The sequence below is a fragment of the Parasedimentitalea marina genome (genome assembly GCF_004006175.1).
Lineage (GTDB): Bacteria > Pseudomonadota > Alphaproteobacteria > Rhodobacterales > Rhodobacteraceae > Parasedimentitalea > Parasedimentitalea marina.
On sequence record NZ_CP033219.1, the window covers coordinates 333002 to 355536 of the forward strand.

The window sequence follows — 22535 nt, forward strand, 5'->3', positions numbered from 1 at the left end:
GCCTTTTTTAGTTCGATCAAGGATGTACGCGTGAAAAACACAATGAAATCAGTGGTCCTCGTCACCGGTCTACTGGCCCGTGCGGCGCTTTGGGTGGCAGGTGTGGGGTTGGTAGCGATGACAGCGCTGATCGCAGCACAGGTGTTTTGGCGCTATATCCTGAATGACAGTATCATTTGGACCGAACCCGCCTCGGTGATGATCATGGGTTGGTTCATCTTTTTGGGGGCCGCCGTCGGTATCCGCGAAGGGTATCATCTGTCCTTTGATGTGATGCTTTATCTCGTACCTGAAAGGGTCAAACTTATTCTCTATTCAATCTCTGACACGGCCGTGGCTGGTTTTGGGATCGGCATGATCTGGTTTGGCTGGCAACTGGCCGCCAAAACTGCCGCAAACAAGCTGCCGGGTCTTGGAATTTCCGGTGCCTTTGATTTTGCCCCGCTGGTCGCCGGAGGAATCCTGGTGGTTCTGTTTTCCATTGAACGGGTGGCCCGCCGGGCTGCCGGATTGCCAACCGCCCGATTTGGCGAAGACGCGGTGGAGCAATAACAATGGAACTATATGTCCTTTTTGGCACCTTTGTCTTTCTGCTTCTAATTGGCACCCCAGTGGCCTTTTGCCTAGGCGTATCCAGCTTTGCCACCATCGCCTATCTCGGCTTGCCGCCGGTGGTGGTATTTCAACGCCTGAATTCCGGGGTCTCTGTCTTTGCATTGATGGCAATCCCCTTCTTTATCTTCGCTGGTGACCTGATGGTGCGCGGCGACATCGCCCGCCGTCTGGTGGCTTTGGCTGGTGCCTTTGTGGGCCACCTTCGCGGCGGTCTGGGCCAGGTCAATGTGCTGTCATCAGTGATGTTTGGCGGCGTGTCTGGATCAGCCGCGGCTGACGCAAGTGCGGTGGGTGGCCTGATGGTGCCGCAAATGAAAGAGCGCGGATATGACGTTGACTATGCGGTCAATATCACTGTTGTCAGCTCGATCATTGCCCTGATGCTGCCGCCGTCGCACAACATGATTATCTATTCAATTGCGGCCGGAGGGCGGATCTCGATCGCTGATCTGTTCACGGCCGGCATTGTGCCGGGTTTCCTGCTGGCGTTGACGCTGATGATTGCGGCCTGGTGGGTGGCCAAGCGCAAAGGCTATCCGGTGCAGCCGTTCCAGGGGTTTCGCATGATCGGTACGCTGTTTGTCTCTGCGGCTCCGGGTTTGGTGCTTGTGGCGATCATCTTTGGCGGTGTGCGGTCCGGCATTTTTACCGCCTCGGAATCGTCGAACATCGCAGTGGTTTACGCCTTGCTGGTGACGTTCTTTGTGTACCGTAGCCTAAGCTGGAATGACTTTGTTGAGGCAACTTTGGCTGCCGTACGTACCACAGCCATGGTGTTGCTGGTTATTGGCTGTGCAGCGTCGTTTGGTTGGCTGCTGGCCTACACAAAAGTACCGGCATCGATGGTGGCGCTATTGCAGGGCGTTTCCGACAACCCAATCATCATCCTGCTGCTGCTCAACGTGGTGTTGCTGCTGCTGGGCACCTTTATGGACATGTCACCGCTGATCGTGATCACCACTCCGATCTTTTTGCCAGTGGCGACCGCCTTTGGTGTCGATCCAGTGCATTTTGGCGTCATTTTGATCCTGAACCTCGGCATCGGCCTGTGCACCCCCCCGGTCGGAGCTGTGCTGTTTGTTGGCTGTGCTGTGGGCCGAATTCCAGTCTGGGATGCGGTGCGGTCGATCTGGCCGTTCTACGGAGCAGCCTTTGGCACCCTGATGCTTGTCACCTACATTCCGGCGCTGTCGCTATGGCTGCCGTCGTTGTTTCACTGAGGTCTGGTATGAAAAATCCAATTGTCCCGACGGATCCCGGCGTGACGCGTCAGGTTCTGGCGGAAAACGCTGATCTAATGCTGGTCGCATTCCGGTTTGAGACAGGTGCCGAAGGTAAACTGCACAGCCATCCGCATGTGCAGGCTACTTATGTCGGGTCCGGGCGCTTTGTCTTTTCGATTGATGGAGCTGAACACGATTTGGGAGCTGGCGACAGTTTGATAATCCCGTCCCAAGCTCACCACGGGTGCATCTGCCTTGAGGCCGGCACCCTGATTGACACCTTCACGCCGCGCCGCGCTGATTTTCTTTGATTTGAAAGACATGACCATGCTGAAAAGCCAAACTCGATATGCCATTGATCCAGCCACGGCCAAGACGCTGGATACGGATCAACTCAGGGATCATTTCCACGTTGGCGGGTTGTTCGCCGAAGGTGAAATCAACCTTGTTTACAGTCACTATGACCGCTTGATCTTGGGATCAGCGGTGCCCGGAAACGGGACATTGATGCTGGATCACATGCCAGAAACAGGGACTGCGTCTTTCCTGGACCGTCGTGAATTGGGTGTGTTGAACGTGGGCGACACCGGTTCCATCATCGTGGGTGGTGAGGACCACATACTTGAACGCGGGGAAGTGCTGTATATTGGCATGGGCTCTGGTCCGGTAGGTTTTTCCGGGGCCGGCCGGTTCTATCTTCTGTCCGCTCCAGCGCATCGCAGCTGCCCTACCAGATTGATTAAATTGGCCGATGCACGGCGCGTTGAAATGGGCGCCCGCGAAACCGCGAACGAGAGGGTTATTCTGCAGTTCCTGCATCCCGAAGTTGCCGAGACCTGCCAGCTTGTCATGGGGTACACTCAGTTTGCCGAAGGATCCGTGTGGAACACAATGCCCGCCCACCTGCACGATCGCCGAATGGAAGCGTATCTGTATTTTGATGTTGGTGCAGATCAGCGGGTTTTCCACATCATGGGCGAGCCTGACCAAACCCGCCATATTGTGATGGCGAACGAAGAAGCGGTGATTTCACCGCCCTGGTCTGTGCACTGCGGGGCTGGCACCGGGGCCTATACATTCTGTTGGGCGATGGCCGGCGACAATGTTGATTTCACGGATATGGATATGGTTGCTATGGGGGATTTGCGGTGAACAATCCGTTCTCTCTTGCAGGGCGTCGTGCCCTGGTGACAGGGGCCAACACAGGTATCGGCCAAGCGATTGCCATTGGTCTTGCGCAGGCAGGTGCTTACGTCATCTGTGCTGGCCGCCGACCCTCTGATGAAACCTTGCTCGAAATTGAAAAGCTTGGTGGTGAGGCCACAAACCTGAGCGTGGATTTCAGTGACCCAATGGCCGGGCAAACCCTGTTCGCAGACCAAGACATCGACATTCTGATCAACAATGCAGGCATCATCCGGCGCAATGATGCGGTGGAGTTCACCGAAGACGACTGGGACGCAGTCATGGATGTAAACCTGAAGGCGCTGTTCTTTACTACGCAGGCCTTTGCCAAGGCAGTACTGACGCGCGGCGGGCAGGGTGCAGTTGTGAATATCGCATCCTTACTATCGTTTCAGGGCGGTATCCGCGTGCCGTCCTACTCGGCGTCCAAACACGGTGTGGCAGGACTGACCAAATTACTGGCCAATGAATGGGCCGAAAAGGGCATCAACGTGAACGCCGTAGCCCCCGGTTACATCGAAACCAACAATACCCAGGCGCTGCGCGAAGATCCGGCGCGAAGTCAGGCCATTCTTGATCGAATTCCCGCAGGGCACTGGGGGGCGCCGTCGGACATCGCTGGTGCTGCTGTCTATCTTTGCACGCCTGCCGCAGCCTATGTGCATGGTGCGGTATTAAACGTAGATGGAGGCTGGCTTGCCCGATAGTACTTTGAAACAACGTCCGAAAACCGGAATTGTCCATCTGGGTCTAGGCGCTTTTTTCCGGGCCTTTGGGTGCGTATATGTGGCTGATGCAATGGCTGCGTCCGGTGGTGATTGGGGCATTGTGGGTGTTTCTCTGCGCAGTCCAGCAACCCGCGACGCACTGCGGCCACAAGATTGGGCTTATACTGCTGTGTCCTTGGCGGCGGATAACGTTGTGGCGCGCCGTGTCGAAGTGCTCAACGACGTTCTGGTCGCACCAGAAGATCCGATGAGCGTGCTGACCGCTATGGCCGACCCGGCAGTCAGGATCGTGTCGCTGACGGTTACAGAGAAGGGCTATTGCCACAATCCTGCGACCGGAGCCCTGAACCCGGATCATCCTGATGTGATCCATGATCTGGCGCATGATTTACCGATCTCAGCTGTCGGTTTTTTGGTGCGTGCGTTGCAATTGCGACGCGCGGCAGGAATTGCGCCCTTTACAGTGTTGAGCTGCGATAACCTGCCTGAAAACGGGCGTGTTGTACGCGGTGTGGTCTTGGACATGGCCCGACGGATTGATCCCGATTTGGCTGACTGGATTGCAACAGAGGGCCGTTTCCCTTGTACCATGGTGGACCGCATTACACCTGCCACCACACAAGACGATATCGCTCGTGTTGCGACCCTCACCGGGGTGACCGATGCTGCCCCTGTAATGCATGAACCGTTTTCCCAATGGGCGATTGAGGATGATTTTGTAGGGGGGGAACGCCCCGATCTGGCGGCGGCTGGTGCGGAAATGGTGGTCGATGTCACTGCCCACGAGCATATGAAGCTACGAATGCTGAACGGCACACACTCTGCTCTGGCTTATACAGGGTATCTGGCAGGCCATGAAACGATTGATCAGACAATTTCTGATCCGGTTTTTGCCACCTTCGCGCGCGCGCTCTGGGCCGAGATCATCCCTGCCGTGGTCGCTCCCACCGGTGTCGCCCTTGATGCATACGCCGAGGCATTGTTTGCGCGATACGCCAACCCCGCCATTCGGCATCGGACGTGGCAAATCGCCATGGATGGCAGTCAAAAATTGCCACAACGGTTGCTGGGTACCCTGCGTGAGAACTTTGCGGCAGGTCGCATGTCGCCGTGTCTGTGCCTCGCGGTGGCGGCTTGGATGCGCTACGTCAGCGGTACAGATGAGACCGGCAAGACGATTGATGTTCGCGACCCCTTGGCCCTGCAATTGCGTGATACAGCGGCGGCCCAAGACACTCCGGCTGATATCGTGGCGACCCTGCTGTCGGTGCGCGAGGTTTTCGATGAAGACCTTGCAAATCAATTGGTAGCCCCGGTAACTCAGGCAGCCCAGTTGCTTTGGACCAAGGGTGCCCGCCTTTCAGTACAAGGAACAATGACATGATCGAAAGCTGGCGGTGGTACGGTGAATTCGATTCCATTACATTGGGAGAGGTGGCCCAGACAGGCGCGCGCGATATCGTGACAGCGCTGCACGACATTCCATACGGTGAAGTTTGGCCGCGTGACGCGATTGCTGCGCGCAAAGAACAGATACAAAATGCCGGATTTGAATGGAACGTCGTCGAAAGCCTGCCGGTCCATGAACAAATTAAGCGGGGCGAAGGTAATTTGGAGCAGTTGTTTGCCAATTACCGTCAGTCCATGGCCAATCTTGCCGCCGAGGGCATCAAAACCATTTGCTATAACTTCATGCCGCTGCTGGATTGGACACGCACTGACCTGGCCGCACCTGTTGCAAATGGTGCCACTTGCCTGCGCTTTGATGCTGTGAAAATGGCCGCGTTTGAAATTCATATGCTGGGCCGCCGGGCCGCCGAGGATGACTACCCGGAAGACGTACGTCAACGGGCGGCGGCATGGTTTCAGCAAGCAACTGAAACTGAGCGCGACACCCTGTTGACCGCAATTATGGCAGGCCTGCCGGGTGCATTTGAACGCTATGACGTGGCTGGCTTGCGCAGCGTTTTGGGACGTTATGCAGGCATGGACCGCGCAGCACTGCGGGCAAATTACTCTCGTTTCTTGCAGGAGGTTGTTCCCACGGCTGAAGAGTTGGGGATGCGTCTGTGCGTGCATCAAGACGATCCACCCCGCGATATCCTTGGGCTGCCGCGGATCGTTTCAAACGCTGATGATCTGGATTGGGTGTTGAAAGCCTATGACAGCCTGGCCAATGGGGTGACTCTATGCGCAGGCTCGCTAGGGGCAAACCCTGCCAATGATGTGCCTGCGATTGCGGCCAATATTGCTGATCGCATTCATTTCGTGCACCTGCGCAATGTTCGCAAAGACCCCAATGGATCCTTTGAGGAGGCGGCCCATCTGGACGGAGATACAGATATGGTAGCCTTGGTTCGGGTGATCCTACAAGAAGAGGCCCGCCGACGCGAAACGGGACGCTGCGACCATGACATACCATTTCGCCCCGACCACGGTCACCATATGCTATCTGATCTAACCCGCGATCTGATTCCGGGATATCCACTGATCGGTCGCTTGCGGGGCTTGTCTGAATTGCGCGGTGTCATCCGCGCCCTGAGCGACTAGACTGTGTTCTCGTCATCGCCAGCCAGCCGACGAAAAAACTTTTCCCCGGTGTGTTCTTGGAGATAGTTGCGGGCGGTTTTCATATGCCCGACATCCTTTAGGTTCTGGGTATTTCGATAGTGTATCGTGTAAATTTCCCGGTCCTCTGGCAAAGGCTTCTTTTTGAGCTTACCACCCAGAATATAATGCTGTTCTTCGGGCAGAATATTCCAGTCCAAACCGGCACGACGGATGGCGGCAGGAAGGGTCATTTGATCAAGGTAAGGGCGTTTTTTCTCTAGGCCGTCAATCTTATCAACCATCTGTGCGGTCTCATACCAGATATCCGGAAACCGGCCATTGCCAGTGTCTTTTTCAGGAAAGACCACCAACCCACTGCTGAAATAGGGGATGACTGGCCCTTTGCTGCGGCGCATCAGTTTGTACCGCTCTGTTGGGATCGGCACATCCAATGCGCCGTAAATGTCGTCCCAGACAGATTGTTCAGCCCAAAGCATGGATGCGGCCATCGAACAGGAGACATGACCAGGTTTGACCAGATTTTCTGGTGTGTTGTCGTTGAGAAACAGGACATCAGAATCGACAAACATCGAATAGTCACTGTCGCGCTGTTCCAGACAGGCCAGAATTTTATTGCCGTGCGGGTAGGCAGGGTCAAACCGGTCTTGCGTCGAAAAGGTGCGAATTTCGCTGCCCATCAGCTCATGGGCACGGTGAACGCCAGGGTGTAACTCGTGGTATCTGTGTTCAGGGCAATAGCCGACAGCCTTAACGTCACCCGGAAAATGCGACCGTATCGACGCAAGCAGATAACAGGACAGAATTTCGTATTCCGGCGGCTCCACTATATAAAATATAGTCAGGTTCCGGGCGTCAGGCATATCTATCCCCATGTCCATTCCTATTTGAGCGCCAGGTTCGGATCGATGCCAATCTCGCGGCACATACGATCCGCATAAGACCCCTCGAGCGGGGCGTTCTTGCGCCACCAGGGTTTGGTGCCGTTTGTATACAGGTGGACCGACAGTGTGTTTTCGGTGAAGTGGCCTTCGACCCGGCCATGGGGGTCGTAAAAGACATCGTTCAGCTGAAACGGCACCGGATACAAAACGTCTGGTGACAGCGCTTTTTCAAAATCGCCTGACTGCTGCGCGAAATAGGTAAAGGCCTGGGGGCCAAAGGCTGTCCGCTCGGCCTTGTAGATCCGCACTGGCAGCGGGTCCGACGCATTGCGTTCCAGTTTTTTCTTCTGGTTCTTGTTGAACCAGGGTGGCGCGTCCGGAAGGTTTTCATAGTAATCCAGCAACGAGTCGATCAGATGCCCCTGCGCCGGAATGGAAACCACGCCACAATTCAACGCCCCGCGAAAGCCATGCCCGGCAAAGATGTACTCCATATCATCAGGGAACGGCTTGTGGCAAAAGGCATCGCAGTCGATCCAGATGGCCTCGGTTTTCTTGATCATTTTGTAGCGGAACACATTCGACAGGAACGAGGCGCTGGTCTGGTCAACGACGCTCATGTCGATGTCCATGATTTCCGATGCGGGGCGAATTTCCACCCCCTCGGGTGCGTTCTTTACGTCATCGGTGCAATAGAGCGTGGTGGGGTGTCCGGCCAGAATATGCGACTTCAAGCAAAGCTGATTCAAATAATGAAGGGACTCGCCGATCCAAAGCGAAGCCACTGGTCGCCGGTTCAGATTTGCCATGATTATCTCCGCTTTTGATCGCCATGTATCGGCGCGCAATCTTTAATGTAATTGTCCCGCAAGATGGGCTACTCGCCCACCTCTGTCCAGAGTCTTATAAGGCCAAATTCCTGATTTTCCTGTTATTCTGGTCCGGTTCGTGGCACGATGCCACAGGGACGATCAACCAACGGCGATCCAATTTGCTGGGTAGAGCAGTACAGATATGAGCAATGTAAATAAGGTCCGGGCCCGCGGTTCGGGCGCTGTGGTCAGCAAAGATTTTAGCACGGTTGATTTTCCTCTGAAGCAGAATATCAGCCCTCATGGCCGGGTTACGGCTGTCTCTATGATGAAGGATGAGGGCCCTTTTGTTCTGGAATGGATCGCGCATCATCTGGCGGTTGGTTTCACGGATCTGGTTGTCTTTACCAATGATTGTTCGGATGGAACCGATGATATGTTGTTTCGCCTGGAACAGCTGGGTCTGGCGCATCACCGGCGCAATGTCATCGCCGAGGGCATCCGGCCACAGCCTTCCGCGTTGAAACATGCGCAGGTCGATCCACTGGTCCAGGCCAGTGACTGGTTGCTGGTTTTTGATGCCGATGAATTCCTGTGTATTCGCCACGGTGACGGATCGATCGATGGCATGATCACCTCGGCCAAAGAGGTCGGAGCCAACGGCATTGTCATCACTTGGCGCACCTATGGCTCTAGTGGCGTACATGACTGGTCGCGCGCCCCCGTGACCGAGCAATACCTGCATGCGGCGCCAACCACCTGGAACAAGGGATGGGGCGTAAAGACGCTGTTTGCCTTTGATCCGGAGTACTGGAAGCTGGGCATCCATCGGCCCAAGATTAAGAACAAGCACCTGAAAACCGGATTTCCCGAAACAGTCAAATGGCTGAATGGCTCTGGCCAGCCAATGGAGGACTATTTCAAGTTCCGCGGCTGGCGCTCTATCGTGCGCACCGTTGGCTACGACTGGACCCAGATGAACCACTATGCGGTCAAATCCATTGACAGCTACGCCATTCGCAAATTTCGTGGCAACGTGAACCTGAAGAAAGACAAATATAACTCGGACTACTGGGCGCTGCAGGATCGCAACGAAGTCCATGACGACAGCACGCTGCGCTATAGCGCGCGCCGCGACGAGATCGTTGAAATACTGCTAAGCGATCCGGTTCTTCGCGATCTGCATTTCTCTGCGGTTGAGCGGGCAGAGGCCCGGCTGACGGAATTCAAAGGCACCGATGCCTATGCTGATCTGGTTGCTGGTCTGCAGGAGGCCTCGAAGATCCCGATAACCGAGGTCGTAGCCAAGCCGCCAAAGGCCCGCGACCCGGCCAAAATCGCCGCCCTGATGTCCGAGGTCGAAAAACAGGTGAATGCCAAGGCAAAACAAGACCGCCGCAAGGCGCAGCCGGATTGGGCTAGGGCCAGCGATTTATATGTTGGTGATCCGGTTCATTTGCCTGACACTGCGCCGGCCGAGATGTTTGAAAACAAGACCCTCAGTATTCCGGCTGATCCAAGAATTTTTACGCCCTCCGCGTTGCAGTTGATCACAGATGGAAAATTTGAACGCAACATCGCCCGTCGGCTGCTTAAAATTCTTAATCCCGGTGATACATTTCTGGATATCGGGGCCGGCGCCGGGTTTCTGGCCGGGGTGGTTGCAAAAGAGCGGCCACAGGTAAAGGTCGTGGCCCAAGAAGGCATCAACGGGCTGGCAGAAATGGCATTGGCGCTGTGGCGGCTGAATGGGCTGTCGCTGGGTCCGCAGCTTAGTCTTGATATAACTCCCATGGTGCACCCTGAGGACGGCGCCAACAGTGCGTCTGGCCTGTCTGACCTGCTGGCACAGACGGGCTGTGATATTCTGGCCGTCAACGATCCAACCCTGACCGCGCAGATGCTGGCCAGTGAGCTGCACAGTCTTGAAGGCACCCCGCCGAGGGCGATTGTTTTGGGCGGGCGGGCGCTGAAGGGCGAAATGAAAGACACCCGGGTGGTCAATCTGCTGGCCGAATTTGGCTACTGCCCCCTGACTGACAATCCGTTGTCCGCAGCATTGCTTTTGGTTCGCACTGCTTCGCAGCCTGCACCGAAAGAGATTGCCCCGTAATGGCCTGATCCGATTGAAATAGACCAAGCCCTGTCCGCGCGTTCCGGGTCACCAAAAATAATGAGACAAAACCATGCCAGAAAATGTAGAGACACCCGAGTCAGTTACCGATTTGACCAACAAGCTGGAAAAGCTGCAGCGGCGACAGGCCAGAAACGAGCGGGCCGCGCACGCCAAGGGGTTGTTGCAGGGGATATGCTCGATGCTGAAACCTGGGGACACTGTATTGGATTGTGGTGCGAATGTCGGCGAAGTGACGGTGCCACTGGCCCGGACCGGGGCCGAGGTGCATGCCTTTGAGCCGGACCCGTTTGCCTTTGAAAAGCTATCAAAGGCAACACGGGATTTGCCAAACGTTACATTACACAACGCGGCGGTAGGCGTCAGTGCCGGGTCTATCAAACTTATGCGGGCTGACAATTTCGCTGACAACCCACGTGGCGCCTCAGTTAAAAGCACCGTTATCAGTGGTGGGCGCATGATCAACGAGGACGAGGGTGACACGATTGACGTGACGCTGGTCTCGCTGCCCGATCTCGTGACTGAGCTTTACAATAAGCATGGCGAGCTGGCGTTCATCAAAATGGATATTGAAGGCGCCGAGCTGGATATTCTTGAGCTGATGCTGGAACAGGAGCTGTATGATAAGGTCCGCCTGACCGTGGCTGAAACCCATGAAAACAAGTTCAAGGCACTGCGGCCACGGTTCAAAGATCTTAGGAAAAACGTTGGTCTGAAATATCCGGCCACGCGGGTTAATCTAGACTGGATTTGACGCCTAGACGGTCACAGGTGGCCCGTGCTTGGCATTATTGATCATCTGCCTGCGCATGCGGCGGGCAAAACGATGACCGTGTTCTTTGTGCAAAACCGTGCAGGCCTGACGTGTAAGGAGGCTGTCGCCGCGGGCCGTGACGCCTGCCAAAAACGGTTTTGCCCATGTCTTGTTTTGCCGCTTGTTGCGCATCAAACGAAAGAAGGTCGCATCAACCTGCCCGGTCTCGGGGTAGGTGGTCAGAAGATGTTCCAGCGCTCCGGCTTTGACAATCACCCGGATCAGCATGTGACCGGCAAACGGAATACGAACCTGGGTCAATGACGGAGAGATCAGCCGGTCCGCGTGCAACTTGTCTTCCCGGACTTTAGGGTCAAAAAAGATATGCCCGCTGGAAATGTCTCCCACATGTTGGGACGCGTCGAGATAATCAGGGCTGACCCAGTCGAACTTGCGATGCGGGTAGGGGTATCTTTTTTCAAACGGGGCAATGTCACGGTTAAGGGTGGACTGAGGACTAAACGCCAGCACACGCGCCTTTGGCACCAAGCCCGCAAAACAAAGCGCTGCAAAACCACCCATTGACGTGCCGGTAAAGACGATGTTTTTAAAGCGGTCAAAATAGCCATTTGCCTGAAGGTCGGCAATTTGCTCTGACGGTTCTGCTGTCCGGTACCAGTCTTTTTGATGCGACTGTACGCCCAGAATACTATACCCCATGGCCTCGCACCGCGGGCCAAGCCATGACCCCCAGGGCCGGGTCTCGGGTCGCTCATTGATCGACGCCAGGTTGTCAAAGGTGACCAACAGTGTTTCCGAGCGCAGCTCAGAAACAAGATCGCAGTTTGTCCCTTTTAGCCAGAAACTCCCGGCCTTTGCGGCCTGCGAAAGGCTGTTTGTCTCACATATGGCAGCCATCTTTGCGTCCCTTTCTGCCAAAATTGGTGGGTCCTGATCCTAGTTGGATACTGCATCTGGCGATGACAGGACAGCCTCATAGATTTCATCCAGAGAGGTGTGCGGGAAGGCCGCTGAGAAGTCCATTTTCAGACGGTCTTGGAACTCAGCAGTATCATAGTCCGGGATGTTCTTGAGTTGCCGCGCTACGCGTTTGTTGTGCATCTCGCGCGTGTCGGCCGAGGCATGAGCCACGTGGATATAGGAATGCGGACGTGGTTCCATCATTGAAGGAACCCGGTGGAACGCTTTTTGGTGAGCGCTGGCATAGGGATTGCGCATGCTGTCCGGTGCGTTCACAAAAGCAAATCCGATTGCAATGAACGCTTCGACTTTTGGCAATAGATAGGGCCGTCCCTTATGGGAAAACAGATGAAAGCCACGGGGCAGTGACAACAGGGTGCCGGGTTCAGCATGTCGTGCCATTTTGCGTAAGTTGGCGATCAGATCGGCCCCAATTGCATCGTCGTCATCCATTCGGAAATGCACAGAGTTGTCCGTCAACTTAGCCGTCAGTTCTTTCACGACGGGGCGGAAGGCATGTAGAATGTTCGGGACGTCACTGTAGCAAACGCGGATTTGCGGCACCTCGGCAACGGATGCCTCTAACCTGGTCTTGTAGGGTTCTGGCATGTCTTGCGAGGCCATGATGAAAATCGTGAAATCCTGATCCGTCTGGGCCTTGATTGATGGCAGGCATATTTTTTCAAAGAAATGAAAGCGGGTTTCCATGCGAAGTGGGTCGAACAGGCGCTGAAAATAGTCATCTTGGGTCGCGCCGGGAACGCGCGACATGCGTGCATCGCTGCGGCCCAAGTAAGAAAACCGAATATAGCCAAATACCTGCATTTACTGCCCTATTACTCTAGTTTTTTGTTATCATTTAGGCATGAGGTCATCAATCCGGCTGGCCAGACCCGCATGCAACTCTATCGAATATAAGTGTTGCAGCAGACTAAAGCCGACATGCCCCAAGCAGAATGCCATTTGTTGGAAATTGCGGCAATTTTGCACTTCGATCAAGCGTCTTATACGATTTGTGGTGCGGTGCGGGCCGCTCTGCTTTTCAGATCACCCCAACTTTGACTGCACTGGTTAGTAAAATGAGCCCGGTAAGCGCCTGGGCAATGGCGCCGCCGGTGAGTATCCATATGGCTCGGCCATCGCTGTCGACCTCTGCCAAGGCATCGCGCCTGACCAGCCAATAGAAGCTGTCATTGGGCAGGATCGCAATAAAGGACCCCAGACAAATTGCAAAGACGGCCGCGACGCTGGACATGTCGCTGCCAGCGACAATCGGGCCTGCCACGGGTGCGACCGCCGCAAATGTTGCCATGCTGGACCCCTGTGCCAGCTTGAACAGGGTGGCAAGGGCGAACAGACTGACAACGCCCAGCAGTCCCGCGCCAGACGGCAACAACGCCTCAACGGAGACAAGCCGGATCAGGACCGCTCCAAAGGCTGTCGCCGCGCCAATGACCAGCAGCAGTGACCCGGTTCTGCGCACTGCGCTATCGAGACAGGCACGGCGCTGGGCGCTGGGACAATCCAGTATGGCCAGCGCTGCGGCAACCCACAGCGCGCCCTTTGGCAGGGTCACAAAGTCGAGAACCGGCAGGCCGGCAAAATTCGTTGCGCCGCCAATTGCCAGCAAAAGGGCCAGCACAGCAAAAGGGGCAAGCGGGCGCAGGCTGCGCAGATCTATTGGTTGGGGTGTGGTTGGGGCGGTTTCCCGGGCAAGCGTGTCGACACTGCGCACCCAGACCGACCCGGCAAGCCAGACCGGAAACAACAGCACCAGCCCATAGACCGGTAGCATGGGGTCAGCGACGCCCAGTCCTGTTGCGACAATCAATGGTCCCGCAGGAAACAACAGCTTGAATCCGGCATATGAACCAAAAGCCACGTCCAGTTTTTGTCGCCCGGCAATGGGGGACAAGGTGGCATAGGCCGTATCCGGGCACACCATACCCGCCCCGGCAACCGGCGACATCGCAGTTGCCAGGGCTTTTGCCGGTGTGGCGCGGTGTTGGGACAGTGCAGCCGCCAGCGCAAAGGAGGGCAGCAATATCAAGGCAAACTCACCCAGGGCACTGCCAAACCCGGTGTTGAATGTCCTGACGACCTCGGGTGCAGACATGTCGCCGACAAAGCCCATGGCGACCGTCACGAAGACCATCCAGATCACCAGCGGCACATCCGGCAGGTAGGTGGTCAAAGATCGTGATGGGGTGGTTGTGATGTCAGACATGCCGGATGGTTCCTCTAAAATTCCCTTGATTTATGATAGGTTACCGCCTTAGCTCATCAAAATGAGAAATCTAGGGGAGCCATCATGAGTTTAAAGAATGATAGATCTCCATTGCCCCTCCGGGCTCTGCAGGTGTTCGAGTCCGCTTCCCGGTTCCAGAACTTCACGACAGCAGGGGGCGAGCTGGGGATCACGCAAAGTGCGGTCAGCCGAAAAATTGCCGAACTGGAGGCCATCCTGGGGACGCAACTTTTTCGACGTTCTGGCCCCAACCTGTCGCTGACCCCGCAAGGTAAGGCCTTGGCGATGAGGGTGACATATGCTTTGGGCGACTTGAGACGTGCCTGTGCCGAGGTCCAGCCGACGAAAGGGTCCAGCATAGTCACGCTGTCGATGTTGCCTTCGGTGGCGGCCAAATGGCTGGCGCCCCGGCTTGGGCTGTTTACGGATTTGCATCCCAATATCGATCTGCGCATCAGCGCGTCGCGGGACCTCGTTGACTTGAACGCAGCGCAGATCGACGGGGCAATCCGGTATGGAACTGGCCGGTGGCCCGGGCTTGCTGCGGTCTGGCTGGGGGCTGAAACGGTGTGCCCCGTTTGTGCGTCCAGCATCGTTGAAAAATTCGCCATCACCACACCAGCTGATTTGCTCAAGGCTCCACTGTTACATGCGGACATCGCCGAAGACTGGGCGGCCTGGTTTAGCGCCGTTGGCCTGGAGGAGCCCAAAGTTCCCCGTGGCCCAAAGCTTGGTGATGACACTGCTATTTTGCAGGCGGCGCTGTCGGGGCAGGGCATTGCGCTGGGCCGATCGCAGCTTGTGGCGGACGACTTGCAAGCCGGCCGGTTGATCGCGCCCTTCGACGTTAAGCTGGACGCCAGTTTTAGCTATTGGTTTGTGTCTGCGTCAGATCCCAGCAAAAATCTGGTTACAGTCAGGGACTGGATCGTTCAGGAATTCGCCTAACTTTAGCCTTCGTAATGCACCCGAAGTTCTTCACATTCCTGCCGCGCCGCGCGCAAACCGTCCATAGCGGCGTGTAATTCGGCCTCAGTTTGGGCAAGCTGGTTGCTCAACTCGGCCTCGCGCTGCTGCAGATAGGTGATGGCCTGATCACGGGTCTCTTCTGCCTCATGCAGTTCCTGGCTCATCCGGTCCAGATCGGCCACATCGCTTTGTTTGACGCGGGTGAACCGGTGAACCAGCCAATTGGCAAACCATCCCATCATAAAAGCAGCAAACAGGATAATGGCGGTGGTGATGATGAACTCGGTTCTGTTCATTGTTCGGGGGTCTCCTGTTCGATGGGCGCATCCGTTTCCGGGGCCGTCTCACCGCTCGGCTCAATGTCGGTGTTTTCGCTCGCTGCGCTGTCCAGCGTGCTTTGCGCCTCGGGGCGTTGTTCGGGGCGGATCAGGTGAAAGGTAATACGGCGGTTTTGTTCGCGGCCTTCCTCGGTGCCGTTGTCCGCAATCGGAGTGCTTTCGCCGTAACCTTTGGCGGCAAAGCTAGAGGTCACAACCCGTCGTGCGCGCAATTCGTTCAGAACCGACTGAGCCCGTGCCTGGCTTAGGTTCTGGTTCATCTCTTCGCGGCCCTGGCTGTCGGTATGACCCTGAATTTCCAGCCGGACCTCACCGCATTGATCCAGGATAACAGCGATGGCATCCACTGTTTCCCGGCTGTCAGCGGCAACAGTGGCTGACCCAGGCTCAAAGGCGATTTTATGCACCTGCTGAATGGCCGCCAGTTCGGCTTCGCATTGCTCGGGTTCCATCGGTTTGTCTTCGGGTTCTGGCAGCGGCTCAAAGCTGATTTCCAGACCATAGCTTTCAGCCCCGCCCAGTTTGGCAGACAGCAGTTTGGATATCTCAGCGGTGGCGTTTTCCTGATGGCTCATGCCACGCAGATTGACGTGGTCCGGCGTGACAGTCAGAGATCCACGCCGCAGTTGTGACAGTGCCTCTAGCCCGGTCAGCACCCGTACTGGCCAGTTGGTGGGCAATCCAGCCACCACGCGGGTGGCCACATAGACATTGTCCGAGCCGAACCGCGCCTTGGCGTAACTGTCGGTCAGATGGCGCAGGGTTTCGTCGGTCAGCCGTCCCCGCAGTTGCACCTGCCCCTCGGGGCTCAGTGTCGCGGTGAATTCAGGTGGGCCGGCGCTTTCGGTTGCGGCCTCCGGAACGGGCAGAACCGCATGCAGGGCAAAGACCTTGGGCAGTGCGTTTTCCAATTCGCCCACCACCTGATCGAACAGCGCATGCGGGGTCTCGGCGGTGGCCACCAGAGTAATGTCCGCATTGGCGATGGTGACGGATCCAGCCCCCAATTGGGCAAGGCCGGCAATGCTCAGCTCAGCGGCTCGGGACCAGTTGGGCGAAGGCACGCCCATGCCAATCACACAGGTGGTCGGTTCGGCCAGGCCAGCCTTTTGGGCTGCGGCCAGAATTCGGTCCCGGCTGCCGTCGCTTTCAGCCGAGCAGGCGTCAAACCGGCCGCCGTTCTGGTCGATGTGATAGCGCAGTGTAAACGGCGTGATCACCGGGCGTGGCGCGGCAATGTCCAGTGCCAGTCGCAGCCCGGGCGGCGCGGTGCGGTTCAATGCCTTCTCAAGGGCCAGTTTTTCGTCGATGTTATGGGAAATCGCCGTAATAGAGACCTGCCCGGCCACCACTGAAATTTTGGCCCGTGGCAGGCTCTGCAGGGATTTGACCGCGTATGTCATCGCGTCGGTCCAGCCAGCTGGCGCATCATAATGGGCTATTTCCAGCAAGTCGGTGACCCGGTCTTCGCCAACCAGATTGGCCAGTTGCTCGACGATGGCGGCACGACCAGCACCCCTTGGGATCAGCCCGATGATAGAGATACCGCTTTCGTTGCGCAGGATTTCGACCGAGAACCGGGGGGGAGCCAGATCCGCTGTGGGCGTGATATCCATGTTGTCGATGATACGGGCGGCATCAACAGTTGTGCCAACCACCGAGATGGCGGTGAACCGGTCGGCCTCGTCGGGGGCAGTGCCGTTCAGTTCCACGCGCAGGCCGTCAGCCGTCACCTCGGCCCAGTCATGGCCTGTTTCGTCCAGAGTGCGGCGAACCGCGATTTCAGTGCTGTATTCCATTCCAGTTACGGCAAATCCTGCCGCGACCAGGCTAAGACCTGCGGCCGCCAGAAATGTGAAGCTGACAATCAATAGTGAAGAAAGGCGCATTGGCGGGCAGTATCGTCCTAGAAAAGTTTCGTCTTCTTATCGATTACGTCCCGCCAGATCAATCATGCGAACAAGGCAGCGGCAAAGAAGATAAGCGGAATCAGGCCGGTGTCACGGTTCAACCGGAACAATTGCAGCAAATTCTCGTTGTTTTCGGTGTTCAATGCCTGCAATTGCCAGGTCAGATGCCATCCCATCGCCCAGGGGGCAACCAGCGCCAGTGCCAGTGCCAGGATAGAGCCGTTGGGCATCACCGCGCCCAGTACCGCCAGCGTCATCATGCAGACCACAATTACCAGAAATCGGCGCAGCCAGACGGGAGTGTCTTTGCCAAACAGCCGGGCGGTGGATTTGACGCCAATCAGCGCGTCGTCTTCGGTGTCCTGATGGGCATAGATGGTATCGTAGAACAGCGTCCAGCTGATGCCCGCCAGATAGAGATACACGGCCGGCCAGTTCAAGGTGCCGGTATGTGCCACCCAGGCCAGCATGGCGCCCCAGTTAAAGGCCAGCCCCAGAAATACCTGCGGCCACCAGGTGAACCGCTTGGCAAAGGGATAGATCGCCACTGGGAACAGGGCCAGAATGCCCATGGCAATGGCCGCCTGGTTAAAGCTGAATAGGATCAGCGCCGAAAGGGCGATCTGCAGCACCATCCAGACAACGGCCCCTTTGACAGTGACCTGCCCAGAGGGGATCGGTCGCGAACGGGTCCTTTCAACCAGGCCGTCAAAATTGCGGTCAGTGATGTCATTCCAGGTGCATCCGGCACCGCGCATCAGCCAGGCCCCCGCTGCACAGGCGACAAAGATCCAGGCGTCCTGCCAGCGCGGGCTCTGGTCCCACAGCATGGCCAGGGCCAGACCCCACCAACAGGGAATCAGTAGCAACCATGTGCCAATGGGTCGGTCGGCCCGCGACAGCCGCAGATAGGGCCGCGTCCAGGCGGGGGCGCGGGTGTCCACCCAATTGTTGCTGACAGCATCCGAAACTTGTCCCTCGGGACCCGGAGCATCTGGTGTAGGGGCGTCGCCTTGCATATGTAGGGCCTCATGAGCGCAAAGATCAGACTGTATGTAGAGCACCCTTTGGGGGCAGGGCAATCGGTTCCTCTGGACCGGGGCCAGGCGCATTACCTTTTTGGGGTGATGCGGATGACGGTTGGCGGGCAGGTCAAGCTGTTCAATGGCACCGATGGCGAGTGGCTGGCCGATGTGGCACAGGCTGGCAAGCGCGCCGGTGTGCTGACCTGTGTGGAACAGACCAAGCCGCTGCAAATGCCGCCCGACTTGTGGTTGCTGTTTGCACCCATCAAAAAGGCCCGCACCGATTTCATCGTTGAAAAGGCCGCCGAGATGGGCGCCGCGCGCATTCTGCCGGTGCAGACTGATTTCACCAATTCTGAACGCATTCGTCAGGACCGCCTGCAGGCCCACGCAATCGAGGCCGCCGAGCAATGCGGCGGCACCTATGTGCCGCAGGTCGATGATTTGCAAAAACTCTCGCGCCTGCTGGATGACTGGCCCGAAGGCCGCCAGTTGATGTTCTGCGACGAGGCCGAGGTGGGCAATGCCTTGCAATTGATCGCTCAGGGCGGTGCTTCCCGTCCGCGGGCGGAAGCGGAGCGCCCGCCCATGGGGGCGGACGGGCGCTGCCCGGCCTATCGTCCGGGCAAAGAGACACAGCCTGGTTCCTGGGCTATCCTAATCGGCCCCGAGGGCGGTTTTTCCGAGGCTGAGCGCAAACGCCTGCACGCGCTGCCCTATTCCCACGTCGTCAGCCTCGGCCCGCGCATCCTGCGCGCCGATACGGCAGCGGTGGCGGCGATGACCCTGTGGCAACAGACGCTGGGCGACTGGTAGTGCAGGGGACACGGCGCGAATTGCATCTGTTTTTTGCTACGGAAAATTCACGTGCTGTGGTGTTGTACAGAGCAAAAAATGGGTTGTTCAGGTTGATAACCTGGGAAACAAAGGAGGATAGCTTTGAGCCGGGCCAATGGCTAAAAAGCACCATCGATGTTTCCAAATGTGCCCTGTCGCCGGTTGGCCGCCATTTTACCTTCTTTGCGCTATCGAAAGATGCCAAAGATTGGTACCAGGCGATCAGCAAACCTCCCTTCTTTACAGCTGTTGAGCTCTTTTCTGGTTTGACCCCAATAGGGTGCGGTGCTCACTTTCCTAATAGGGACACGATTTCTTTGAGATCGGCTTCCAGTAAAACCGCCAGGGCAAAATTGCCGTGTGGGTTAATGTTAGAGTTGAGGCCTTCTGAAACGCCTTTAGTTTGCGCGCATTCCAAGGGGCAAATAGCAGATACATTCGAAAGATATCACAGCGACGGTGCAAAGCTCTATCGCAAGACCGCATCGGGCAACACGTTGATTAAGGACTTTGGAGATATGCAGTTCGAAAGCATCAAAGCGCCATATGAAGGGGTTCAGAGAAGAAACCCTTAAGGCGTCCCTTCGTCTTGTTTCGAAATTGGATAAGTTCACATTCTGCGCCTCCTCCCACGGGACAGTTGACGGGCTTAGACGAAAAAGGCAGGCCTAGGGCTTGTCCAAAACCAATTGGCTCCCAAATGTGTTTAATGCAAATAGCATCCATTGGTTTAGCACCTCTGTGCGCAATCGGTTAGGAGACAGATCATGAGCTTCATCAGACCCGAGGCCCAGGCCGCCATCTGGCGCTGGCGGGAGATTATTGTGGCTGCGGTCGTTCTGCTGATGGGCTTGCGCTGGGTTCTGGGCGCCTTTGGGCTGCTGTTCTGGGGCGGATGGGTGTTGTTGATTCTTGGTACGGCGCTTGCCGTCGTCGGTGTACAGCGGATGCGGTTTCGCCTTGGGGTTGGTGGCCCCGGCGTGGTGCAGGTTGACGAAGGCCAGATCGCCTATTTCGGACCGCTGACTGGCGGCGCGGTGGCGGTGTCGGAACTGACCCAACTGGCGCTGGATCACACCGCCAAACCGCCTCATTGGGTGTTGAACCAGCCGGGACAGGATCCGCTGCATATTCCAGTCAATGCCGAAGGCACCGAGATCCTGTTCGATGTTTTTGCCAGCTTGCCGGGGCTGCGCACCGAACGGATGCTAAGTGAGCTGCGCCGGGGCGGACCTCACTCGGTCGTGATCTGGGAAAAAGACAACCTGCGTCCCCCAAGTCAAAGGCTGCATTGACAGTCGGTGGGATTCGCACCACCACTAATTTTCTAACATGATCCTACAGCAACGGAGCGCTGCTCATGTCTATTCCCCAGTCCGGTGGCGGACCAATCGAACACTACAGCCAGCTGGCTGAGTATCTGGCCGAGGGCAACAAGCCCAAGGCGGATTGGCGTATTGGTACCGAACATGAAAAATTCGGCTATTGCAAAGACAGCCTGAAGCCGCTGCCCTTTGCCGGCGACCGCTCTATCGTGGCGGTTCTGCAAGGTCTGCGCGACAGCTATGGCTGGTCCGAAGTGACAGAAGGCGGCAACCTGATCGGGTTGGAAAAGGACGGCGCTAACGTCAGTCTGGAACCGGGTGGCGCGTTGGAACTGTCCGGCGCTCCGCTGGAAACCATCCATGAAACCTGCGACGAGGTGAATGTTCACCTGCGTGAGGTCAAGGACATCGCCGACAAGATTGGCGTTGGCTTTATCGGTCTGGGTGCGGCGCCGATCTGGACCCACGACGAGATGCCATTGATGCCCAAGGGGCGTTACACCCTGATGAACGACTATATGGCCAAGGTCGGGACCATGGGCCGCGATATGATGCGGCGCACCACCACCGTGCAGGTCAATATCGACTTCGGTTCCGAGGCCGACATGGTGCAGAAGTTGCGCGTGGCGCTGGCGCTGCAGCCAGTGGCGACAGCCCTGTTTGCCAACTCGCCGTTTTTTGAAGGCAAGCCGAACGGTCATAAAAGCTGGCGCAGCCGGATCTGGCGCAGTCTGGACGACTCGCGCACGGGCATGCTGCCCTTTGTCTTTGAACAAGGCTTTGGCTTTGAGGCTTACGTTGAATACGCGCTCGATGTGCCGATGTATTTTGTCTATCGCAATGGTGAATATATCAACGCGCTGGGCATGTCGTTCCGCGATTTCCTAAAGGGCGAGCTGCCCGCACTGCCTGGCGAAAAGCCGCAGATGTCGGATTGGGCCGATCACCTGACCACTGCCTTCCCCGAGGCGCGGATTAAGAAATACATGGAGATGCGCGGCGCCGATGGTGGCCCCTGGCGTCGTCTTTGTGCGCTGCCTGCGTTCTGGGTCGGCCTGATGTATGACCAATCCTCGCTGGATGCCGCCTGGGATCTGGTCAAGGGCTGGGACGCCGAAACCCGCGAGGGCCTGCGCGTTGCCGCCTCCGAGCAGGGCTTGCAGGCACAGGTTGGCGACATCAAGATGATGGATCTGGCCCGCGACGTTGTGGCAATGTCCGAGGCTGGCCTAAAGGCGCGGGCCCGGGCCGGGGCTGGCGGTCTGGTGCCGGATGAGACCCATTTCCTGAACGCGCTGAAGGACAGCCTGGAAAGCGGTAAGGTGCCTGCCGATGAATTGCTCGATCGCTATCATGGCGACTGGAACGGCGACCTGACCAAGATCTACGGCGAATTCAGCTATTGATCAAAGCTGCGTTAGACCGGGTTTTGGGACAGCGGAAGGGCTGAACTCAGAACCCGGTAAACACCAGCGACACGTGCGCCCCATAGCGCCGCAAATAAAGCAGCTCCAGGATGGTATTGGTGTGAAACCCAGGGCCAAAGGTGCGAGTGGCCGATCTCAATTTTTACGCGAATTGATGCGACCTGAGCACATGTAGAAGTAGTATCTGCGGAAGCAACAGTCGGCGGGGTGATCTGCAAGATTTGCCAAACGCCCCTTAACTCGTGCAGTCTCGGATCATTCACATCGAAATTTGGAGAAAAATTATGCGCGACTTCTTTATCTCATCTCTCGAAAAACTGATCACTGTTGTTGTGATCCTCATGTGCATTGCGGTTGTGGTTGGTGCAGGCAGCATGATGATAAGCCCTCAGGGGGGTATCCTGCCGGCCATTGGTGTTTTGATTGCTGGCAGTCTTTATGTGGTCCTGATGGGCGGCATGATGTACCTGTTCCTGGGTATCCACGACAACACCAAACGCACCGCCGAGGCCACCGAGCGGATGGCGCAGGGCGGCTGATAACCGCAATTATTGACCCGCGGGCACAGTGAT

23 protein-coding genes are annotated in these 22535 nt (G+C 56.8%); 15 read left to right on the plus strand and 8 right to left on the minus strand.

Annotation, left to right across the window (positions count from 1 at the left end):
- Positions 1–42 precede the first annotated feature (42 nt).
- Genes EBB79_RS01745 through uxuA form a run of 7 tightly spaced genes read left to right on the plus strand, consistent with a single transcriptional unit; the run spans position 43 to position 6301 of the window.
- The gene (locus EBB79_RS01745) at positions 43–552 is read left to right on the plus strand and encodes a TRAP transporter small permease (RefSeq protein WP_420850391.1); all 510 of its coding nucleotides are present in this window, start codon (positions 43–45) and stop codon (positions 550–552) included.
- Positions 553–554: 2 nt separating this feature from the next.
- Complete coding sequence (locus EBB79_RS01750; RefSeq protein ID WP_127747184.1) at positions 555–1835, plus strand: TRAP transporter large permease; 1281 nt, start codon at positions 555–557, stop codon at positions 1833–1835.
- Between the two features lie 8 nt (positions 1836–1843).
- Positions 1844–2149 (plus strand): cupin domain-containing protein, encoded by a 306-nt coding sequence (locus EBB79_RS01755; RefSeq protein ID WP_127747185.1) that lies wholly within the window; start codon positions 1844–1846, stop codon positions 2147–2149.
- A gap of 16 nt (positions 2150–2165) precedes the next feature.
- Positions 2166–2990 carry a 5-dehydro-4-deoxy-D-glucuronate isomerase gene (kduI, locus tag EBB79_RS01760; protein WP_127750835.1) on the plus strand — a complete coding sequence of 275 codons (825 nt, stop codon included), beginning with the start codon at positions 2166–2168 and terminating at the stop codon, positions 2988–2990.
- Complete coding sequence (gene kduD / locus EBB79_RS01765) at positions 2987–3730, plus strand: 2-dehydro-3-deoxy-D-gluconate 5-dehydrogenase KduD (protein WP_127747186.1); 744 nt, start codon at positions 2987–2989, stop codon at positions 3728–3730. Before kduI ends, kduD begins: the two co-directional genes overlap by 4 nt.
- Positions 3708–5135 carry a mannitol dehydrogenase family protein gene (locus tag EBB79_RS01770; RefSeq protein ID WP_127747187.1) on the plus strand — a complete coding sequence of 476 codons (1428 nt, stop codon included), beginning with the start codon at positions 3708–3710 and terminating at the stop codon, positions 5133–5135. The genes kduD and EBB79_RS01770 overlap by 23 nt, the downstream gene beginning before the upstream one ends.
- Positions 5132–6301: a mannonate dehydratase gene (gene uxuA, locus EBB79_RS01775; protein ID WP_127747188.1), complete on the plus strand. Its 1170-nt coding sequence runs from the start codon at positions 5132–5134 to the stop codon at positions 6299–6301. The genes EBB79_RS01770 and uxuA overlap by 4 nt, the downstream gene beginning before the upstream one ends.
- Here uxuA and EBB79_RS01780 read toward each other — a convergent pair.
- Together EBB79_RS01780 and EBB79_RS01785 are read right to left on the minus strand one after the other, a co-directional pair.
- Complete coding sequence (locus EBB79_RS01780; protein ID WP_127747189.1) at positions 6298–7182, minus strand: hypothetical protein; 885 nt, start codon at positions 7180–7182, stop codon at positions 6298–6300. The two genes, uxuA and EBB79_RS01780, sit on opposite strands and share 4 nt — an antisense overlap.
- A 20-nt stretch (positions 7183–7202) precedes the next feature.
- Complete coding sequence (locus tag EBB79_RS01785) at positions 7203–8012, minus strand: hypothetical protein (RefSeq protein WP_127747190.1); 810 nt, start codon at positions 8010–8012, stop codon at positions 7203–7205.
- Between the two features lie 205 nt (positions 8013–8217).
- On the opposite strand from EBB79_RS01785, the gene EBB79_RS01790 reads away from it, so the two are divergent.
- Positions 8218–10128 (plus strand): glycosyltransferase family 2 protein, encoded by a 1911-nt coding sequence (locus EBB79_RS01790; RefSeq protein WP_127747191.1) that lies wholly within the window; start codon positions 8218–8220, stop codon positions 10126–10128.
- A 73-nt stretch (positions 10129–10201) separates the two neighbouring features.
- The gene (locus EBB79_RS01795; RefSeq protein WP_127747192.1) at positions 10202–10903 is read left to right on the plus strand and encodes an FkbM family methyltransferase; all 702 of its coding nucleotides are present in this window, start codon (positions 10202–10204) and stop codon (positions 10901–10903) included.
- Between the two features lie 3 nt (positions 10904–10906).
- On the opposite strand, the gene EBB79_RS01800 is transcribed toward EBB79_RS01795, so the two are convergent.
- The 3 genes from EBB79_RS01800 to EBB79_RS01810 form a co-directional block, all read right to left on the minus strand.
- Positions 10907–11821 (minus strand): hypothetical protein, encoded by a 915-nt coding sequence (locus tag EBB79_RS01800; RefSeq protein WP_127747193.1) that lies wholly within the window; start codon positions 11819–11821, stop codon positions 10907–10909.
- A 39-nt stretch (positions 11822–11860) separates the two neighbouring features.
- Positions 11861–12709, minus strand: coding sequence for a glycosyltransferase (locus tag EBB79_RS01805; protein ID WP_127747194.1), 849 nt, complete (start codon positions 12707–12709; stop codon positions 11861–11863).
- A 217-nt stretch (positions 12710–12926) separates the two neighbouring features.
- A complete protein-coding gene (locus tag EBB79_RS01810; RefSeq protein ID WP_127747195.1) occupies positions 12927–14111 on the minus strand; it encodes a GntT/GntP/DsdX family permease in 1185 nt (394 codons plus the stop codon).
- An 84-nt stretch (positions 14112–14195) separates the two neighbouring features.
- On the opposite strand from EBB79_RS01810, the gene gcvA reads away from it, so the two are divergent.
- Positions 14196–15080 carry a transcriptional regulator GcvA gene (gcvA, locus tag EBB79_RS01815; RefSeq protein ID WP_127747196.1) on the plus strand — a complete coding sequence of 295 codons (885 nt, stop codon included), beginning with the start codon at positions 14196–14198 and terminating at the stop codon, positions 15078–15080.
- A gap of 2 nt (positions 15081–15082) precedes the next feature.
- On the opposite strand, the gene EBB79_RS01820 is transcribed toward gcvA, so the two are convergent.
- The 3 genes from EBB79_RS01820 to ubiA form a co-directional block, all read right to left on the minus strand.
- A complete protein-coding gene (locus tag EBB79_RS01820; RefSeq protein ID WP_127747197.1) occupies positions 15083–15397 on the minus strand; it encodes a hypothetical protein in 315 nt (104 codons plus the stop codon).
- Positions 15394–17328 (minus strand): OmpA family protein, encoded by a 1935-nt coding sequence (locus EBB79_RS01825; protein ID WP_127747198.1) that lies wholly within the window; start codon positions 17326–17328, stop codon positions 15394–15396. Before EBB79_RS01825 ends, EBB79_RS01820 begins: the two co-directional genes overlap by 4 nt.
- A gap of 62 nt (positions 17329–17390) precedes the next feature.
- On the minus strand, positions 17391–18368 hold the full coding sequence (gene ubiA, locus EBB79_RS01830) for a 4-hydroxybenzoate octaprenyltransferase (RefSeq protein ID WP_127747199.1): 978 nt from the start codon (positions 18366–18368) through the stop codon (positions 17391–17393).
- A 12-nt stretch (positions 18369–18380) separates the two neighbouring features.
- Here ubiA and EBB79_RS01835 point away from each other — a divergent pair, with 12 nt between their 5' ends.
- From EBB79_RS01835 to EBB79_RS01855, 5 genes are all read left to right on the plus strand, one after another.
- Positions 18381–19190, plus strand: coding sequence for a 16S rRNA (uracil(1498)-N(3))-methyltransferase (locus EBB79_RS01835; protein ID WP_127747200.1), 810 nt, complete (start codon positions 18381–18383; stop codon positions 19188–19190).
- Positions 19190–19786, plus strand: a complete 597-nt coding sequence (locus EBB79_RS01840; protein WP_127747201.1) for a hypothetical protein — start codon at positions 19190–19192, stop codon at positions 19784–19786. The genes EBB79_RS01835 and EBB79_RS01840 overlap by 1 nt, the downstream gene beginning before the upstream one ends.
- A gap of 192 nt (positions 19787–19978) precedes the next feature.
- Complete coding sequence (locus EBB79_RS01845) at positions 19979–20506, plus strand: hypothetical protein (protein ID WP_127747202.1); 528 nt, start codon at positions 19979–19981, stop codon at positions 20504–20506.
- A gap of 65 nt (positions 20507–20571) precedes the next feature.
- Positions 20572–21942 carry a glutamate--cysteine ligase gene (locus EBB79_RS01850; RefSeq protein ID WP_127747203.1) on the plus strand — a complete coding sequence of 457 codons (1371 nt, stop codon included), beginning with the start codon at positions 20572–20574 and terminating at the stop codon, positions 21940–21942.
- Between the two features lie 305 nt (positions 21943–22247).
- Positions 22248–22502: a hypothetical protein gene (locus tag EBB79_RS01855; RefSeq protein WP_127747204.1), complete on the plus strand. Its 255-nt coding sequence runs from the start codon at positions 22248–22250 to the stop codon at positions 22500–22502.
- Positions 22503–22535: the final 33 nt, after the last annotated feature.

Bases quoted from the DNA above. Each gene is read 5' to 3' on its own strand.
- EBB79_RS01790 (WP_127747191.1), top strand. From the start codon at position 8,218: ATGAGCAATGTAAATAAGGTCCGGGCCCGCGGTTCGGGCGCTGTGGTC.
- EBB79_RS01810 (WP_127747195.1), bottom strand. From the start codon at position 14,111: ATGTCTGACATCACAACCACCCCATCACGATCTTTGACCACCTACCTG.
- gcvA (WP_127747196.1), top strand. From the start codon at position 14,196: ATGAGTTTAAAGAATGATAGATCTCCATTGCCCCTCCGGGCTCTGCAG.
- EBB79_RS01825 (WP_127747198.1), bottom strand. From the start codon at position 17,328: ATGCGCCTTTCTTCACTATTGATTGTCAGCTTCACATTTCTGGCGGCC.
- EBB79_RS01750 (WP_127747184.1), top strand. From the start codon at position 555: ATGGAACTATATGTCCTTTTTGGCACCTTTGTCTTTCTGCTTCTAATT.
- EBB79_RS01805 (WP_127747194.1), bottom strand. From the start codon at position 12,709: ATGCAGGTATTTGGCTATATTCGGTTTTCTTACTTGGGCCGCAGCGAT.
- EBB79_RS01855 (WP_127747204.1), top strand. From the start codon at position 22,248: ATGCGCGACTTCTTTATCTCATCTCTCGAAAAACTGATCACTGTTGTT.
- EBB79_RS01785 (WP_127747190.1), bottom strand. From the start codon at position 8,012: ATGGCAAATCTGAACCGGCGACCAGTGGCTTCGCTTTGGATCGGCGAG.
- EBB79_RS01845 (WP_127747202.1), top strand. From the start codon at position 19,979: ATGAGCTTCATCAGACCCGAGGCCCAGGCCGCCATCTGGCGCTGGCGG.
- ubiA (WP_127747199.1), bottom strand. From the start codon at position 18,368: ATGCAAGGCGACGCCCCTACACCAGATGCTCCGGGTCCCGAGGGACAA.
- EBB79_RS01800 (WP_127747193.1), bottom strand. From the start codon at position 11,821: ATGGCTGCCATATGTGAGACAAACAGCCTTTCGCAGGCCGCAAAGGCC.
- EBB79_RS01770 (WP_127747187.1), top strand. From the start codon at position 3,708: ATGGAGGCTGGCTTGCCCGATAGTACTTTGAAACAACGTCCGAAAACC.
- EBB79_RS01850 (WP_127747203.1), top strand. From the start codon at position 20,572: ATGTCTATTCCCCAGTCCGGTGGCGGACCAATCGAACACTACAGCCAG.
- EBB79_RS01835 (WP_127747200.1), top strand. From the start codon at position 18,381: ATGAGCGCAAAGATCAGACTGTATGTAGAGCACCCTTTGGGGGCAGGG.
- uxuA (WP_127747188.1), top strand. From the start codon at position 5,132: ATGATCGAAAGCTGGCGGTGGTACGGTGAATTCGATTCCATTACATTG.
- kduI (WP_127750835.1), top strand. From the start codon at position 2,166: ATGCTGAAAAGCCAAACTCGATATGCCATTGATCCAGCCACGGCCAAG.
- EBB79_RS01780 (WP_127747189.1), bottom strand. From the start codon at position 7,182: ATGCCTGACGCCCGGAACCTGACTATATTTTATATAGTGGAGCCGCCG.
- EBB79_RS01745 (WP_420850391.1), top strand. From the start codon at position 43: ATGAAATCAGTGGTCCTCGTCACCGGTCTACTGGCCCGTGCGGCGCTT.
- EBB79_RS01795 (WP_127747192.1), top strand. From the start codon at position 10,202: ATGCCAGAAAATGTAGAGACACCCGAGTCAGTTACCGATTTGACCAAC.
- EBB79_RS01820 (WP_127747197.1), bottom strand. From the start codon at position 15,397: ATGAACAGAACCGAGTTCATCATCACCACCGCCATTATCCTGTTTGCT.
- EBB79_RS01755 (WP_127747185.1), top strand. From the start codon at position 1,844: ATGAAAAATCCAATTGTCCCGACGGATCCCGGCGTGACGCGTCAGGTT.